Annotated in this window: 15 protein-coding genes; 9 read left to right on the top strand and 6 right to left on the bottom strand. The window is 69.6% G+C overall.

Features of this window, described 5'->3' with window-relative positions:
* The first annotated feature begins 140 nt into the window (after nucleotides 1-140).
* Nucleotides 141-695, top strand: coding sequence for a hypothetical protein (locus tag AC1HIL_RS38065; RefSeq protein ID WP_479668597.1), 555 nt, complete (start codon nucleotides 141-143; stop codon nucleotides 693-695).
* Nucleotides 692-1,045 carry a hypothetical protein gene (locus AC1HIL_RS38060; protein ID WP_057591022.1) on the top strand — a complete coding sequence of 118 codons (354 nt, stop codon included), beginning with the start codon at nucleotides 692-694 and terminating at the stop codon, nucleotides 1,043-1,045. The genes AC1HIL_RS38065 and AC1HIL_RS38060 overlap by 4 nt, the downstream gene beginning before the upstream one ends.
* Before the next feature lie 3 nt (nucleotides 1,046-1,048).
* On the opposite strand, the gene AC1HIL_RS38055 is transcribed toward AC1HIL_RS38060, so the two are convergent.
* From AC1HIL_RS38055 to AC1HIL_RS38040, 4 genes are read right to left on the bottom strand one after another with little or no spacing between them, the layout of a single operon-like run.
* The gene (locus tag AC1HIL_RS38055) at nucleotides 1,049-2,044 is read right to left on the bottom strand and encodes a quinone oxidoreductase family protein (protein WP_479668598.1); all 996 of its coding nucleotides are present in this window, start codon (nucleotides 2,042-2,044) and stop codon (nucleotides 1,049-1,051) included.
* A gap of 14 nt (nucleotides 2,045-2,058) precedes the next feature.
* The gene (locus tag AC1HIL_RS38050) at nucleotides 2,059-3,144 is read right to left on the bottom strand and encodes an isocitrate/isopropylmalate dehydrogenase family protein (RefSeq protein WP_479668599.1); all 1,086 of its coding nucleotides are present in this window, start codon (nucleotides 3,142-3,144) and stop codon (nucleotides 2,059-2,061) included.
* 13 nt (nucleotides 3,145-3,157) lie between these two features.
* Nucleotides 3,158-4,534, bottom strand: coding sequence for an MmgE/PrpD family protein (locus AC1HIL_RS38045; protein WP_479668600.1), 1,377 nt, complete (start codon nucleotides 4,532-4,534; stop codon nucleotides 3,158-3,160).
* Nucleotides 4,535-4,585: 51 nt separating this feature from the next.
* The gene (locus tag AC1HIL_RS38040; protein WP_296724501.1) at nucleotides 4,586-5,563 is read right to left on the bottom strand and encodes a Bug family tripartite tricarboxylate transporter substrate binding protein; all 978 of its coding nucleotides are present in this window, start codon (nucleotides 5,561-5,563) and stop codon (nucleotides 4,586-4,588) included.
* 103 nt (nucleotides 5,564-5,666) lie between these two features.
* Between AC1HIL_RS38040 and AC1HIL_RS38035 the strand changes: the two genes are divergently transcribed.
* Both AC1HIL_RS38035 and AC1HIL_RS38030 read left to right on the top strand, forming a co-directional pair.
* Nucleotides 5,667-6,614, top strand: coding sequence for a LysR family transcriptional regulator (locus AC1HIL_RS38035; RefSeq protein WP_479668601.1), 948 nt, complete (start codon nucleotides 5,667-5,669; stop codon nucleotides 6,612-6,614).
* A gap of 175 nt (nucleotides 6,615-6,789) precedes the next feature.
* The gene (locus tag AC1HIL_RS38030) at nucleotides 6,790-7,041 is read left to right on the top strand and encodes a hypothetical protein (RefSeq protein WP_057591029.1); all 252 of its coding nucleotides are present in this window, start codon (nucleotides 6,790-6,792) and stop codon (nucleotides 7,039-7,041) included.
* 40 nt (nucleotides 7,042-7,081) lie between these two features.
* On the opposite strand, the gene AC1HIL_RS38025 is transcribed toward AC1HIL_RS38030, so the two are convergent.
* On the bottom strand, nucleotides 7,082-7,957 hold the full coding sequence (locus AC1HIL_RS38025) for a LysR family transcriptional regulator (protein WP_296724515.1): 876 nt from the start codon (nucleotides 7,955-7,957) through the stop codon (nucleotides 7,082-7,084).
* Between the two features lie 76 nt (nucleotides 7,958-8,033).
* Between AC1HIL_RS38025 and AC1HIL_RS38020 the strand changes: the two genes are divergently transcribed.
* The 5 genes from AC1HIL_RS38020 to AC1HIL_RS38000 are packed head-to-tail and all read left to right on the top strand — an operon-like array spanning nucleotide 8,034 to nucleotide 12,936.
* Nucleotides 8,034-8,903 carry an HpcH/HpaI aldolase/citrate lyase family protein gene (locus tag AC1HIL_RS38020; RefSeq protein WP_479668602.1) on the top strand — a complete coding sequence of 290 codons (870 nt, stop codon included), beginning with the start codon at nucleotides 8,034-8,036 and terminating at the stop codon, nucleotides 8,901-8,903.
* 31 nt (nucleotides 8,904-8,934) lie between these two features.
* Nucleotides 8,935-9,909 (top strand): tripartite tricarboxylate transporter substrate binding protein, encoded by a 975-nt coding sequence (locus tag AC1HIL_RS38015; RefSeq protein ID WP_413764835.1) that lies wholly within the window; start codon nucleotides 8,935-8,937, stop codon nucleotides 9,907-9,909.
* Between the two features lie 8 nt (nucleotides 9,910-9,917).
* Nucleotides 9,918-11,075 (top strand): CaiB/BaiF CoA transferase family protein, encoded by a 1,158-nt coding sequence (locus tag AC1HIL_RS38010; protein ID WP_479668603.1) that lies wholly within the window; start codon nucleotides 9,918-9,920, stop codon nucleotides 11,073-11,075.
* The gene (locus tag AC1HIL_RS38005) at nucleotides 11,075-11,977 is read left to right on the top strand and encodes an amidohydrolase family protein (protein ID WP_296724529.1); all 903 of its coding nucleotides are present in this window, start codon (nucleotides 11,075-11,077) and stop codon (nucleotides 11,975-11,977) included. The genes AC1HIL_RS38010 and AC1HIL_RS38005 overlap by 1 nt, the downstream gene beginning before the upstream one ends.
* Nucleotides 11,974-12,936 (top strand): Bug family tripartite tricarboxylate transporter substrate binding protein, encoded by a 963-nt coding sequence (locus tag AC1HIL_RS38000; protein ID WP_479668604.1) that lies wholly within the window; start codon nucleotides 11,974-11,976, stop codon nucleotides 12,934-12,936. The genes AC1HIL_RS38005 and AC1HIL_RS38000 overlap by 4 nt, the downstream gene beginning before the upstream one ends.
* Nucleotides 12,937-13,176: 240 nt before the next feature.
* Here the strand turns inward: AC1HIL_RS38000 and AC1HIL_RS37995 are convergent, their stop codons facing one another.
* Nucleotides 13,177-14,706: a tripartite tricarboxylate transporter permease gene (locus tag AC1HIL_RS37995; RefSeq protein WP_093354916.1), complete on the bottom strand. Its 1,530-nt coding sequence runs from the start codon at nucleotides 14,704-14,706 to the stop codon at nucleotides 13,177-13,179.
* Between the last annotated feature and the right edge of the window lie 7 nt (nucleotides 14,707-14,713).

Below are 14,713 nucleotides of genomic sequence, written 5' to 3'. Positions count from 1 at the left end.
CTACGCTTGCCGCGATGTCCCGGCGAGTTCCTCGGCCACTCACCGGGACCGGCGCAATGCCGCGCTCCCTCACGAGAGAAAAGCGGGCCCGCGCTTCGCACCATCGCACTGGCCGATTGCAGAGCAGGAGGAGCAATTCCATGACCGACATGCATCTATCGCCCGACATCGTCGCCAACGCGGCCTTGGTCCCGAGCGCGGCCGTCGACAGCGGCGAGATCAAGATCACTTTCGTCAATTACTCGAAGTTCGAGCTCCGGCGCGACGTCACCGGCTACACCAAGGACTTCGCGTTCGGCAGCGTGACCTCCTCGCCGGGGCCGGTGCTCAAGGCCCGTTCGGGCATGGAGACGCTCGACATCTGCCAGATCGCGTTCTCGTGGATCGCCGACGGCGCCAACAACGCCTACGTCACCTGGTACAGCCCCGAGATCCCGGTGCGCTTCGGCGTGCGGATCGTCGCGCCGGTGCAGGTCTTCGGCATGGGCAAGCGTCCGTACTGGGACGTGTGCTGGGACAACAACCCCGGCAGGGATCCGCAATGGGCGCGCTCGGGGTCGGATCCGTCGGACCCCAGGACCTTCTTCGCCGACGGGCACGTCGGCGGCCTCGCGGCCATCGGCCGCGCGCAGTCGTGGCACACGGCGCTCGACCTGACCGTGACCATCAGCGACTACACGGGAGGCAAGTCATGAACGACCTGCTGATTCTCGAGATCGGGCAAGGACGATGGGTCGCGCGGGTCGCGAACACCGACATCGAGTACGCCTTCAAGTACCTGGCGGAGGAACCCGACCTGAGCAGCCTCTGCGTCCAGTCTCTCGCCCTGGCCATGCAGTCGGGGCGCCAGCAGGTCATCGACAGCATCGCGGGCAACGGCATCTTCGATCTTCCCGCCGGCACGCAGGCCGATGCCGTGGTCGCCGAGCTGTTCGACGCGACCGCGGCCCTGCGCTTCGAGGAAGCCACGATCTTCGTGGCGCAAGTCGTCCTGGCCGACGAACTGGAAGGGGCCGGCGTGGCGCTGCTCGCCGCCGTGCCCTGAGTCTCAGTCCGCTCCCGGCAGGCGCAGCACGATCTTCCCGATGTGCGCGCCGGCCTCCATGCGCGCCTTGGCCGCCGGCAGCTCGGCGAACGCCACCACCTGATCGATGCGCGGCCGGATGCGGCCGGCCGCGAACAGCGGCAGCACCTCGGCGACGAAACGCGGCACGCCCGAGGCGCGCTGGGCCTTGGTGCGCAGCTTGTTCGAGACGCCGAACAGCGTGAGCCGCCGCGCATGCAGGGCCTCGAGGTCGAGCTCGGCATGCAGCACGCCGTCGACATGGCCCACGGTCGCGTGCCGCCCCTCGAAGGCCATCGCGCGCAGGTTCTCGGCGAACACCGAGCCGCCGACCGTGTTGACGACGAGGTTCGCGCCCTTTTCGCCGGTGGCCCGCAGCACGGCCGGCGCGAAATCGGCGGCGCGGGTGGGCAGCGCGACATCGAGCCCCAGCGGCGCGAGGGCCGCGAGCTTGTCGGCCGACCCCGAGGTGCCGATGACGCGCGCGCCGAGCGCCTTGCCCAGTTGCAGCGACGCCACCCCGACGCCCGAGGACACGCCGTTGACCAGCAGCCATTCGCCGGGCTGCAGCCGGCCCTGCAGCACCAGCATGTCGAACGCGACCAGGAAGGCCAGCGGAATGCTCGCGGCCTCTTCCCACGACAGCGCCTGCGGCACGGCCATGGCCTCAGCCGCTTCCATCAGCGCGTACTCCGCGAAGGCCCCGGCGCAGCGGCCCATCACGCGATCGCCGACTTGAAATCCACTAACGGCATTTCCAACATCGACCACCCTGCCCGCACCCTCCCCGCCGGCCGGGCGCCAGGCACCCGAAGCGCCGTGGCCGGCCAGGAACTCGCCGCGGTTGAGCGATGCCGCATGCAGGCGCACCAGCAACTGTCCCGGGCCCGCGGTGGGCACCGGCACCTCGCGTTGCTCGAGCACGCCGCCCGCCTCGCTCATCCGCATCCAGAAGGACTGCATGGTGGTCGTTTCGGTCATCGAGAGATTTCCCTTCAAGCACTCAGGTTGCGCAGCACGGCCTGCGTGAACGCCACCGTGTTGCCGCTGCCGCGGATGTCGCCGGTGCGCGCCGCGCGATCGGCGAGCGCGGCCGTGGTGGCGCGCGACATCGATGCGGCCATACGCACCGCGCCCTCGTTGCCGCGGCTGTGGCCCAGCCAGTCGAACAGCATGCGCGTCGACTCGATCATCGCGTAGGGATTGGCGATGCCCTGGCCCGCGATGTCGGGTGCCGAGCCGTGCGTGGCCTGCGCCATCGCGATGTCGCCGTCGCCGATGCACAGCCCCGGCGCCATGCCCAGGCCACCCACCAGGCCGGCCGCCTCGTCCGACAGGATGTCGCCGAACATGTTGGTCGTGACCACCACGTCGAAGCTCTGCGGATCGCGCACCAGCCGCATCGCGAAGGTGTCGACGATCACATCGTCGACGCGCACGTCGGGGTACTCCTCGGCGAGCTTCCTGCACTCCTCGACGAACATGCCGCAGCCGAGCTTGAACACGGTGTCCTTGTGCACATAGGTCAGGTGCTTGCGGCGCTGGCGCGCGAGTTCGAAGGCCGCGCGCGCCACGCGCCGGCTGCCGGTGCGGGTGATCACGCGCACCGACAGCGTCACTTCGTCGTTGGGCCGGAACTCGCCCGAGCCCGCGACCATGTTGCGGTCGGGCTGGAAGCCCTCGTTGTTCTCGCGCACGATCACCAGGTCGACGCCGTCGTGCAGGCAACCGATGTCCGGGTACGAGCGCGTGGGCCGCACGTTGGCGAACAGGTTGAAGGTCTTGCGCAGGATCGGGTGCGGATTGATCGCGTTCGGTCCCTTGGGATAGGCGCGGTGGCCGATGGGCCCGAGGAGCCAGCCGTCGAGCGTGCGCAGGGTCTCGAGCGTGCCGGGCGGCAGGGTGTGGCCGTGGGTCTGGAGCGCGCGCGCGCCGATCGGCAACGGATGCCAGTCGATGGCCACGCCGTGCAGCTCGGCGGCCGCGCGCGCGATGTCGACCGAGGCCGGCACGATCTCGTGGCCGATGTCGTCGCCGTCGAGGATACCGATGCGAAGCGATGCAATGCTCTGGTTCGTCATGCGTGCCTCCCGTTCAAGCCGACGGCGCGGTCAATGCCGTCAGCGTGCGCAGGTCGGGCAGCGCGGCCAGCGTGCGGCACACCTCGGTGATCCGGCCCGAGCGCTGTGCGCCGAGCAGCGGCACCGCGAGCGCGTCGAACTTGGCCTCGAGCTGCGCATCGGAGAGCGGGTTGTGCATCGAGCCGATCGCATGATCGACCTGCACCTCGACGCGCCGGCCGTCGCGCAGCAGCGCGCTCACGTGCACCGATTCTTCCGCGATGCCGTCGTCGACCACCGCCTGCACCCGGTTGCGCAGCGCGACCACGCGCGGGTCGTTGACCACTGCATCCGAGAACTCCTCCTCGCCGGCGCGGCCATGGATCAGGCCGACGGCGCAGCCGTGGTAGACGCTGAACTTGCCCTGCAGCCCATCCTTCGGTTCCTTCTTGCCCGTGAGCTCGAGCACCAGCGAATGCACGCGCAGCTCGATGCGCTCCACGTCCTCGGGCGCGATGCCCTGCGCGCGCAGCCGCACGCAGGCGTCGATGCTCGGATGGATCACGATGCCGCAGGCGAAGGGCTTGTAGGTGTTGAAGGAGATCTCGAAGCGCTCGCCGAGTTCGTCGGTGACCTCGTGCCAGGCCCGCTTGTCGGAGGCCACCTGCACGAAGCCGCGCGGCGCCTCGAGCGCCCGCTCGCTGGCCGTGAAGCCCTGGCTCGCGAGCAGCGCCGACATCAGGCCCGCGCGCGCCGCGGCGCCCGGATGGAAGGGCTTGGTCATGGTGCCGAACTGCTCGCGCAGCCCCACGGGCTGCGAGGCCGCGATGCCGATCGCCATCGCCGTGCGGTGTTCGTCCAGCCCCAGCAGCCGCGCGCAACCCGCGGCCGCGCCGAGCATGCCGGTCGAGCCCGTGATGTGCCAGCCGCGGTCGTAGTGGTCGGGGTACATGGTGTTGCCGATGCGGCAGGCCACGTCGATGCCGAGCACCAGCGCGTCGATCAGCTGGCGGCCCGAGGCCCCGCGGTGCTCGCCGAGCGCAAGCAGTGCCGAGGCGACCGGGCCGGCCGGATGGATGATGGTCTTGAGGTGCGTATCGTCGAAGTCGAAGGTGTGCGAGGTGATGCCGTTGAGCAGCGCGGCACTCGCCATGTCGACCTTGTCGGCGCGGCCCGGCACGCTGGCCTGCGGCGCCGGCTCGAGCATGCGCACGGCGGCGATCGCGGCCTCGGCCGCCTCGTGGCGCGCGGCGCCGATGGCGCAGCCGAGCCAGTTGTAGAAAGTGCGGTGCGCCTCGCGCTCGACCGCGTCGCTCCAGCCGCGCGACGGGTGCGTGGCGACGAAGCGGGCCAGGATGGCGGTGACGGGAGGGGCCGAGGTGTCGGCGGAAACGTGCGTGTTGCGGGCCACTGGAGTTCTTGCTGGTTGCGTTGAGAAAGAGAAAGGGGAAGCCGGCCGGACCTACTCGTCGAGCTGGATGTTCCGGGCCTTGGCGAGCGCGGTCCAGCGCGCGATCTCCGAGCCGATGTACTTGCCGAACTGGTCGGGCGTCATCGGCCAGGGCTCGACGGCCTCGCTGGCGAGCTTCTCGGCCAGGTCGGGCGCCTTGAGCACCGCGACCTGGGTCTCGTTGAGGCGGCGCACCACGTCGGCCGGCATGCCCGCGGGGCCGACCGAGCCGTACCACTGCATCGCGTCGAAGCCCTTGAAGCCGACCTCGTCCATGGTCGGCACGTCCTTGAGCTGCGCGCTGCGCTTGCTGCCGGTGACGGCCAGCGCGCGCATGCGGCCCGAGCGCAGGTGCGGCAGCGCCGCCGCGAGCCCCGGGAACATGGCCTGGGTCTGGCCGCCGAGCACGTCGTTGATGGCCGGCGCGATGCCGCGGTACGGCACGTGCACCATGACCGCGCCGGTCTCCTGCTTGAACAGCTCCATCGTCATGTGCGTGAGCGAGCCCGCGCCGGCCGAGCCGTAGCTCACCTTGCCGGGGTTGCGCTTCACGTAGTCGACGAACTCGGCCACCGTCTTGGCGGGCACGTCGGCATTGATGGCCAGCACATTGGGCGTGGCGCCGATCATGCCGATCGGCGTGAAGTCCTTGATCGCGTTGTAGCTCACGCGGCGCGTCGCGGGCGTGGTGCCGTGGGTCGCGACATAGCCCTGCATCAGCGTGTAGCCGTCGGCCGCGGCGCGCGCGGTGTTCTGGCAGGCCACCACGCCGCCGCCGCCGCTCTGGTTGTCGATCACGAATGGCTGGCCCAGCGCGCGGCCCCAGCGTTCGGCGACCACGCGGGCGATCATGTCGTTGCCGCCGCCAGCGGCGACCGGCACGATGTAGCGGATCGGCTTGCTCGGAAAGTCCTGCGCGATCGCGAAGCGGGGCATCGCGAGGGTGGCCGAGGCCGCGGAAGCGGTCAGCAGCAGTTGGCGGCGTTGCATGTCGGTGTCTCCTTGTTCTGCCGCGCATCTTCTGCCTGGGCGTCATTGCAGTAAATTGCAAGTTTTTGGGGGTTTATTGCATGAACTGCATGAGTGATCCGAAATGCTGAAGCCCTCGCTGGCCGACCTGCGCGCCTTCGTCACCGTGGGCGAGCTGCAGAGCTTCGCCGCGGCGGCGCGCACCCTGCACCTGTCGCAGCCCGCGCTGTCGCGGCGCATCTCGCACCTGGAGGAGCTGCTGGGCGTGCGCCTGTTCGACCGCACCACGCGCAGCGTCGAGCTCACCCTGCTGGGCCGGCGCTTCCTCGGCCAGATCCGCGGCCTGGTCGACGACCTCGACCGCTCGGTGCTGAGCCTGCGCGACGCGGCCGAGCTCGAGGCCGGCGACGTCACCATCGGCTGCGTGCTGTCGACCGTGCACCACTTCATGCCACCGGTGATCCAGGCCTTCCGCGCGCGCCATCCGCACGTGCTGGTGCGCATCATCGAGGAGGGTGCCGACGAGGTGCTTGCCAGCGTGAAGCAGGGCGAGGCCGATTTCGCGCTCAACTACATCGGCATGCAGGACCCCGAAGTGGAGTTCACGCCGCTGCTCAAGGAGCCCTACGTGCTGGCCTGCCCCGCGGACCATCCGCTGGCGCGGCGCAAGTCCGTGGGCTGGGAGGAGCTCGCCCAGTACCCGCATGCGCGGGTCTCGCAGGCCAGCCGCAACCGCCTGTTCATCGACCAGGCCCTGGCCGAGCTGCCGCCGCTGCCGCGCCCGGTGTGCGAGGTGCGCCACGTCTCCACGCTGATCGGCATGGTCGAGAACGGCCTCGGCGTGGCCGTGGTGCCGCAGCTCACGCTGCCGCGCAAGCCGGCCGCGGTGGTCGGGGTGCGGCTCGAGCGGCCCGAGATCGGGCGCACCATCGGCGTGATCCGGCGCGCGGGGCGCAGCCTGTCGCCGGCGGCGGCGGCGTTTCTGGAGATGCTGGCGCTTGCGAGCCGCTCGAGCGTGAAGCCGGCCAGGGCGCCGAAGGCCCGGGCGCAGCAACGGCGGCGAGCGTCATGAAAAACCTCGAGAACACCATCGACGAGCTGCTCCGACGCAGGTTTCATGGGGGTCACATCGAGATGGCGCATCATCGGACGGCGTCGGATTCTTCCCCCAGTCCAGAACCTCGCCATGGCGATCGCCAACGGGCAGGAAAACCGCCAGGAGCCCGCATGAACAGGCGCTGCATCCCATGATCGCCAGGGTCATCGCGAACCTGTCGTGGGCCGCGCTGGGCTTTGCCATGCTGGCCGGCGTCTTCGCCGCCTTCGGGGCGCTGCTCCACCTGCTCGCGCTCGCCAACGGCCTGCTGCGTGGCTTCCGGCACGACGACGCCGCCGATGACCGCCGCCATGCGACGCACATGCTGGCGGCCGCCGGCATCTGCGCGCTGATCGCCGCTGCCGTGGGCGGTCTCGTGCTTCTCATCGCGTCATTCCAGTGAACGAGGCTTTGGCTTCGCGTGGAACGCGGGCGCCCGACGATCACCGGGCATCGACCAGTGTGCCGGCGGCATCGACCAGGGCTCGTATCAGCCTCTCGCGCGGCGACGCACGCTGCCAGAGCACGCCGAAGCGCCGCGGCTCGGATGCCAGCGGCAACGGCAGCTTGGCCACGCGCTGGCCGTCCAGCAGCGGAGAAGCGATGTCCGGCACCACGGACACTCCCAACCCACGGTCCACCATCATCGCAATGGCAAGCAACGAGCTGAGCTCGAAGCGCTCCTGCGGCACGATGCCGGCGTCCCGCAGGTAGCGGTCGGCCTGCTTTCCTCCGCCCAGGCTGCGGTCGTAGCGAATCAGGGGCGAGCTGCGCAGCAGCGCGTGCGGGTCCTTGCGCGCCAGCCGCGCGGGCACCAGCAGCACCAGCGGTTCCTCGCGCAGCAGATGCCAGTCGAAGGTCTTGGCCAGCGCGAACGGAGGGTGCAGGCAGACCGCCGCGTCCAGTTCGCCCTGCTGGATACCCTTGTACAAGGTGGCCGTCGTGCCCGAGCGCAGGAACACCTGCACGCCAGGATGCTGCTGGACGAAGGCCGCCAGGATGTCCGGCAGCATGCTGTGCAACGCCGTGTTGATGGTGCCGATGACGAGTTCGCCGCCCGTGTCCTCGCTGGCCAGCACGGCCTTGATGGCACCGACCTCGCGCAGCAACGCCCGCGCGCGGTGCAGCAGCTTGTGGCCGGCTTCGGTGGGCTGCACGGTGCGGCCGGCGCGGGCCATCAACGGCGCGCCCAGCGAACGCTCCAGCGCGCGGATCTGCTGCGTCACGGCCGCGGGCGTCAGGTCGAGCCGGCGGGCGGCCTCGGACACCGAGCCCGACTCCACGACCAGCAGAAAGCTCTCCAGGTATCCGGTTTCTATGAAATCACATTTTCTATCGTTTGATCATAGAGTGCCTATGTACTTCTAACTTCATGCGGCGCACACACTGCGTCCCATGAGAAGCAAGCTGTTTGTTCCGGCCTCGCGCCCCGAGCTGTTTTCCAAGGCCCTTGCCAGCGCCGCCGACGGGCTGTGCTTCGACCTGGAAGACGCCGTCGTGCCCACCCGCAAGGCCGAGGCGCGCGACCGGCTGGCCGCTTTCCTGCGCAGCGGCGGCCTGGCCGGCGCGCGTCAGAAGATCATCGTGCGCATCAACGCCGCGAGCACGCCGCACTTCGCGGACGACGTCCGGGCCGTGGCGCAGGCCGGCGTCGACGTGGTCAACCTGCCCAAGCCGCGCAGCGTCGATGATGTGCGCGCTGCCGCAGCCGCGTTGCAACAGGCCGAGCAGACGAATGGCATGCTGGCCCCCATCGGCCTGTTGCTGAACATCGAGGAGCCCGTTGCCCTGCGCCTGGCGGCCGAGCTGGCCGCCGCCTCGCCGCGCGTCGTGGGTTTGCAGATGGGCCTGGGCGACATGTTCGAGCCGCTGGGAATGGCCCGGCGCGACGCGATCTCGGTGCAGGCCACGATGTTCGCGCTGCGCATGGCGGCCGGCGAGGCGGGCGTGTACGCCTACGACAGCGCCTTCGCCGACATCGCCGATGCGGCCGGCTACCGCGCCGAGGCCGAACTGGCGCGGCGCATGGGCTTTCTCGGCAAGACCTGCATCCATCCCAGCCAGGTCGCCATCGCCAACGACGTGTTCCGCCCCACGGACGCCGAGATCGCGCATGCCCGCAAGGTGCTGCAGGCTGCCCGCGAGGCCGATGCCAGCGGCACCGGCGCGTACGTGGTCGACGGGAAGATGGTCGATGCGCCCTTCGTCGCCCGGGCCGAGCGGATCGTCGCCAGCGCCCGCGCGCTGGACCTGCCGGCCGGCTGAGCAAGCCATTTCAACTCCAGGAGACACACACATGATCCAGCGCTTGCTGCCGCGCGCCGGTGCGCTCGCCGCCCTGGCCCTGCTGTCCGCGACGGCGTTCGCCCAGGCCGGCTATCCGTCCAGGACGATCACCATCGTCGTGCCCTATCCGGCCGGCGGTTCCAACGACACCTTCGCGCGCCAGATCGCCAAGGAGCTCGGCGACGAGCTCAGGCAGCCGGTCATCATCGACAACCGTCCCGGCGCCAGCGGCAACACCGGCACCGGCCAGGTCGGCAAGGCCGCGCCCGATGGCTACACCCTGGTCGCGGTCTCGTCCAGCATGACGACCAACGCGGCCATCCAGCCCAGGCTGCCGTACGACCCGATCAAGAGCTTCGCGCCCGTGGCCATGTTCGCCCGGGGCCCGTTCATCGTCGCGGTCAACAACGAGTTCCCGGCCCGGACACCGGCCGAGCTGATCGCCGCCATCAAGGCCAGGCCCGGCCAGTACAACTACGCCTCGTCGGGCACCGGCAGCGTGAACCAGTTCGGCACCGAACTGCTGAAGTCCCTGGTGCCCGGCATGGCCATCACGCACATCCCGTACAAGGGCATGGGCCCGGCCGTGACCGACCTCGTGGGCAACCAGACCCAGCTGCTGATCTCCAGCGGCCCTTCGCTGCTGCCCATGGTGCGAAGCGGCAAGCTGCGCGCCATCGGCATCACGAGTGCGAAGCCCAGCCCGATCGCACCCGACCTCACGCCGATCGCCACGGCCGTGCCCGGCTACGACTTCGAACTCTGGTGGGGCTTGCTGGCGCCAGCCGGTACGCCGCCCGAGATCGTGGACAAGCTCAATGCGACGGTCAACAAGATCCTGGCCAAGCCGGCCCTGGCGGGCAATTTCCTCAAGGAAGGCGCCATCGCCACCCCGCTGTCGGTGCCGCAGTTCACCGCGCTCATCGCCACCGATGTGGAGCGCTGGAAGAAGCTGGCCCAGCAGCAGAACATCACCGCCGAGTGAAATCCGCCATGGCAACCCAATCCTTCGTGGAGCGGCACGGCCCGCGAGGCCCCTTGAGCGGCGTGCGCGTGCTCGACCTCAGTGCCTACATCGCGGGCCCCTACGGCTGCGCGCTGCTGGCCGACCAGGGCGCCGAAGTCATCAAGATCGAACCGCCCGCGGGCGACAACCTGCGCAAGTACCCTTCGACGCTGGAGGCCGAGAGCCGCGCCTTCGTCGGCGTCAACCGCAGCAAGCTCGGCGTGGTGCTGGACCTGAAGGATCCGGCCGACCAGGCGGCGCTGCTGGACCTGGTTCGCGAGGCCGACGTGCTGGTGCACAACTTCCGGCCCGGCGTGCCCGAGCGCCTGGGCATCGGCCATGCGCAACTGCAGGCCGTCAATCCGCGCCTGATCTATTGCAATGTGACCGGGTATGGCGAGACCGGGCCGCTCAAGCAAAAGGCTGGCTACGACCAGGTGCTCCAGACCATGACCGGCATGTGCGCCTTGCAGGGCAAGCGCGGCGAGCCGCCCGAGATCCTGTATGGCTCGGTGGTGGACTACTACGCGGCCTCGCTGGTCGCGGCCGGTGTCGCTTCGGCGCTGTACGAGCGCGAGAAAAGCGGCCAGGGCCAGTTCGTGGGCGTCTCCTTGCTGCGCGCGGCCATGGCCATGCAGTCGGCGCGGCTGGTCTGGGCCGAGGGCGAACCCAGGGACGTGGGGCGCGACATGCGCTCGGGCGGCATCACCGGAATCCATCCCACGCGCGAGGGCCACATCTACATCTCGGCCAACACCCCGCACTTCTGGCAGGCGCTGTGCGAGAAGATCGGCTTGCCCGAACTGGCCCGCGACGAGCGCTACGACAGCGTGCGCAAGCGCGCCCGGCACCATGCCGACATCGTGCCCAGGCTGCATGCCGCACTGGCAGCGCGCAGCGCGCTCGAATGGGAAGAGCTGTTCGGCGAGGAAGTGCCCTGCGCGGCGGCCCGCACGGTGGAGGACATGTTCGATCACCCCCAGGTGCTGGCCGAGGACATGGTGACCCGCTTCGAGCACCCGATCCTGGGCAGCTACCGCGGCTTCACGCGGCCCGTCGCCTACGGCCGCACGCCCGGCCCCGAACCGTTCGCCGCGCCCACGCTGGGCCAGCACAACGACCGGGTGCGCGCGCGGCCCCGCTGATGCACGCCGGATCGATCGTTCCCAACAGCGCCGGAACACGGCGGCCCCGGACATCGGCGCCGGCCCTGGCCTGCGACGCGCACATGCACGTCTACGACGGACGCTTCGCTGCCGTGGCCGCGCCACGGGCCATGGTGGACGACGCCACGGCCGATGACTACCGGCTGCTGCGGGCCCGCACGGGCACGCAGCGCACGGTCGTCGTGCAGCCGCGCGCGCACGGCACCGACAACGCCACCACGCTCGCGGCGATCCGCGCGCTGGGGCCGGACCGGACACGCGGCGTGGCCGTTCTCGCGCCGGAAGCCACGGACGCGGAACTCGAACGCCTGCACGCGGGCGGCATCCGCGGCATCCGCTTCAGCCTTCACACGGCGACCCACGCCGCCACGCGCTTCGATGCGGTCGAGACGCTGGCGCACCGCGTGGTCGGGTTGGGCTGGCATCTGCAACTGCACTGGACCGCCGAGCAGGTGGTCGCGCATGCGGATCTGCTGCGGCGGCTGCCGTGCACGCTGGTGTTCGATCATCTGGGCCGGCTGCCCTTGCCCGCCGGCACGGCGCACCCGGCCTTCGCGGTCCTGCGAGGGCTGTGCGCTGGCGGCAGGGCCTGGATCAAGTTGTCGGGGGCCTACCTCGACTCCACCGTGGGTGCAGCAGGCGGCTACCGCGACACCGATGCCGTCGCGCAGGCCTGGCTGGCCGAACGACCCGACCGCCTGGTCTGGGGCAGCGACTGGCCCCATCCCACCGAGGCGCCGGCCAAGCCCGACGACGCCGACCTGTTCGACCTGCTGGCGCGCTGGGTCCCGGACGAGGCCGCGCGCCATCGCGTGCTGGTCGCCAACCCGGCGGCCCTCTACGACTTTTCAACAACCGACTCCGACGAGACAACACCGTGAACAAGACCCTTCTGCGCGGCATCGCCGCCATCTCCACGTGCCTGCCGTTGCTGGCGGGGGCATCGGACTGGCCGGCGCGGCCGGTACGCATGGTCGTACCGTACGCCGCGGGCGGCGGTGCGGACAACACGGCCCGCATCGTCGGCCAGCGCCTGAGCGCATTGCTGGGCCAGCCCATCCTGATCGACAACAAGCCGGGCGCTGGCGGCGTGATCGGCGCGGACAACGTGGCCAAGGCACCGGCCGACGGATACACCGTGCTCTACGACGCCTCGGCTTTCGGCGTGAACGGCGCGTTGCGCAAGCTGCCCTACGACCCGGCGAAGGACTTCATTCCGGTGTCGCTGGTGGCCACGGCGCCGCAGATCCTGGTGGTGGGTGCCGGCGCGCCGTACCAGAACCTCGCCGAACTGATCGCCGCCGCGAAGAAGGCACCGCGCAAGTTGACCTACGCTTCGGCCGGCGCCGGCACGGGGTCGCACCTGGCCGCGGAGATGTTCAACGACCAGGCGAGGATCGAGACCGTGCACGTGCCCTACAAGGGCGGTGCGCCGGCACTGACCGATGTGATGGGCGGGCAGGTCGACCTGTACTTCGGCAACGCGGCATCGACCTTGCCGTCCCTGGCCGGTGGCAAGCTGCGCGCGCTGGCCGTCACTTCGCGCAAGCGCGTAGAAGGCCTGGACGCGGTGCCCACGCTGCGCGAGAGCGGCATGCCCGACTACGAGGTGCTGGAATGGAACGGCGTCTTCCTGCCCAAGAACACGCCCGCCGACATCGTGGCCAAGCTCGCCAAAGCCACGCGCGAGGCCGTCGCCGATCCGGTCGTGCGCGAAAGGCTGCTGAAGGCCGGCCTGGAACCGGTGGGCAACACGCCCGAGGAGTTCGCCAGCTTCGTGAAGGCCGAGAACACCCGCTGGCAGGCGGTCGTCAAGGCGCGCAACATCACGCTGGACTGATCGCCGTACTGCACGATCGGCGCTCGCCGAGACGGTTCCCGGCCGAATCCCGTCTTAGCCTGCACATGTCCCAGGCCATCGAGCCGGCGAAGCTCCTCGGCCCCCTCCCGCGAAAATGAAAACGCCCGATGAAATTCATCGGGCGTCCATCGCCGGCTTCAACGGACCGGCTCCGTGTCCTTCCCAGGCCTCAGCGCGTGAACGACGGCTCAGCGCGAGCTTGCCAGGCGAAACCGCCCCTCAAGCCCCATGCGCCTCGCTCGCCGGCACCACCGCCGGCCCTTCGCGCCGCGCCTTCTGGATCGAGCGCACGAAGGCCACGAGCTGCCACACCACGAACACGCCGATCAGGCCCAGCAGCGTGGCGCTGATCGGGCGGTTCACGAACACGCCGAAGCTGCCGCGGCTGATCAGCATGGCGCGCCGGAAGTTCTCCTCCAGCATCGGCCCGAGGATGAAGCCCAGCATCAGCGGCGCGGCGTCCAGCTCCAATCGCATGAAGGCGTAGCCGAGGCAGCCGAACACGGCGGTGATGAAGATGTCGTCGAGGCTGTTGTTGACGCTGTAGGTGCCGATGCAGCAGAAGAACAGGATCGACGGGAACAGCACGGCGTACGGGATCTTGAACACCGACAGCCAGTAGCGCACCAGCGGCACGTTGAGCGCGAGCAGGAAGCAGTTGCCGACCCACATGCTGGCCACCAGGCCCCAGAACAGGTCGGGGTGGCTGGCGATCATGTTCGGACCGGGCTGGATGCCCTTGATCACGAACGCGGCCAGCATCAGCGCCATCACCGGGTTCTCGGGGATGCCGATGCTCATCAGCGGGATGAAGCTGGTGCGCGCGGCGGCTTCGTCGGCCGCGGCCTGGCCGGCCACGCCTTCGATGCAGCCGGTGCCGATCTCGTGCTTGTACTTGCTGACCTTCTTGTCGATGGCATAGGCCGCGAACTGGGCGATCGAGGGACCGCCGCCGGGCAGGATGCCCAGGAAGGAACCGATGGCACCGCCGCGCAGCGCGCTCGGGATGATCCGCTTGAACTCGGCCCAGGTCGGGATCAGGTTGATCTTGCCGTTGAAGGGCGAGCGCTCCTCGCGCGCGTCGAGGTTCTTGGTGATCTCGGCGATGCCGAAGCAGCCCAGCGCGATGCTCACCAGGCCCACGCCGTCGGCGAGGAAGGGCAGGTCCATGGTGTAGCGCTGCATGCCGCTGTTGACGTCGGTGCCGATCTGGCCGAGCAGCACGCCGATGAAGCACATCGCGAGGCCGTTGAGCAGGCTGCCGGTGGTCACGAAGCTCACGCAGACGAAGCCCACGAGCATCATCGAGCAGTAGTCGGCCGGGCCGAACAGGAAGGCCACCTCGCCGAGCATCGGCGCCATCCACGCCAGCACGACGATCGCGATGGTGCCGCCCACGAAGCTCGAGAAGCCCGCGGTGAACAGCGCCAGGCCGGTCTGGCCCTTGAGCGTCATCGCGTACCCGTCGATACAGGCCACGATGCTGCTGGCATGCGGGATCTTCATCGTGATCGCACTCACGCTGTCGCCGTACTGGGCGCCGTAGTAGATGCCGGCCAGCATGATCAGCGCGCCGCCGGTGGGGATCGAGTAAGTCAGCGGCAGCAGCAGGCTGATGGTGGCCAGCGGGCCCAGGCCCGGCAGCAGGCCCACCAGGGTGCCCACGGTACAGCCGATGGCGCAGAACAGCAGGTTCTGCATCGTGAGCGCGTGCGAGAAACCGAACGCGAGATTGTTCAAGACTTCCATGGCGTCG

Source organism: Variovorax sp. ISS6 (genome assembly GCF_056523145.1).
This window is presented reverse-complemented; position numbering and strand designations above follow the sequence as displayed.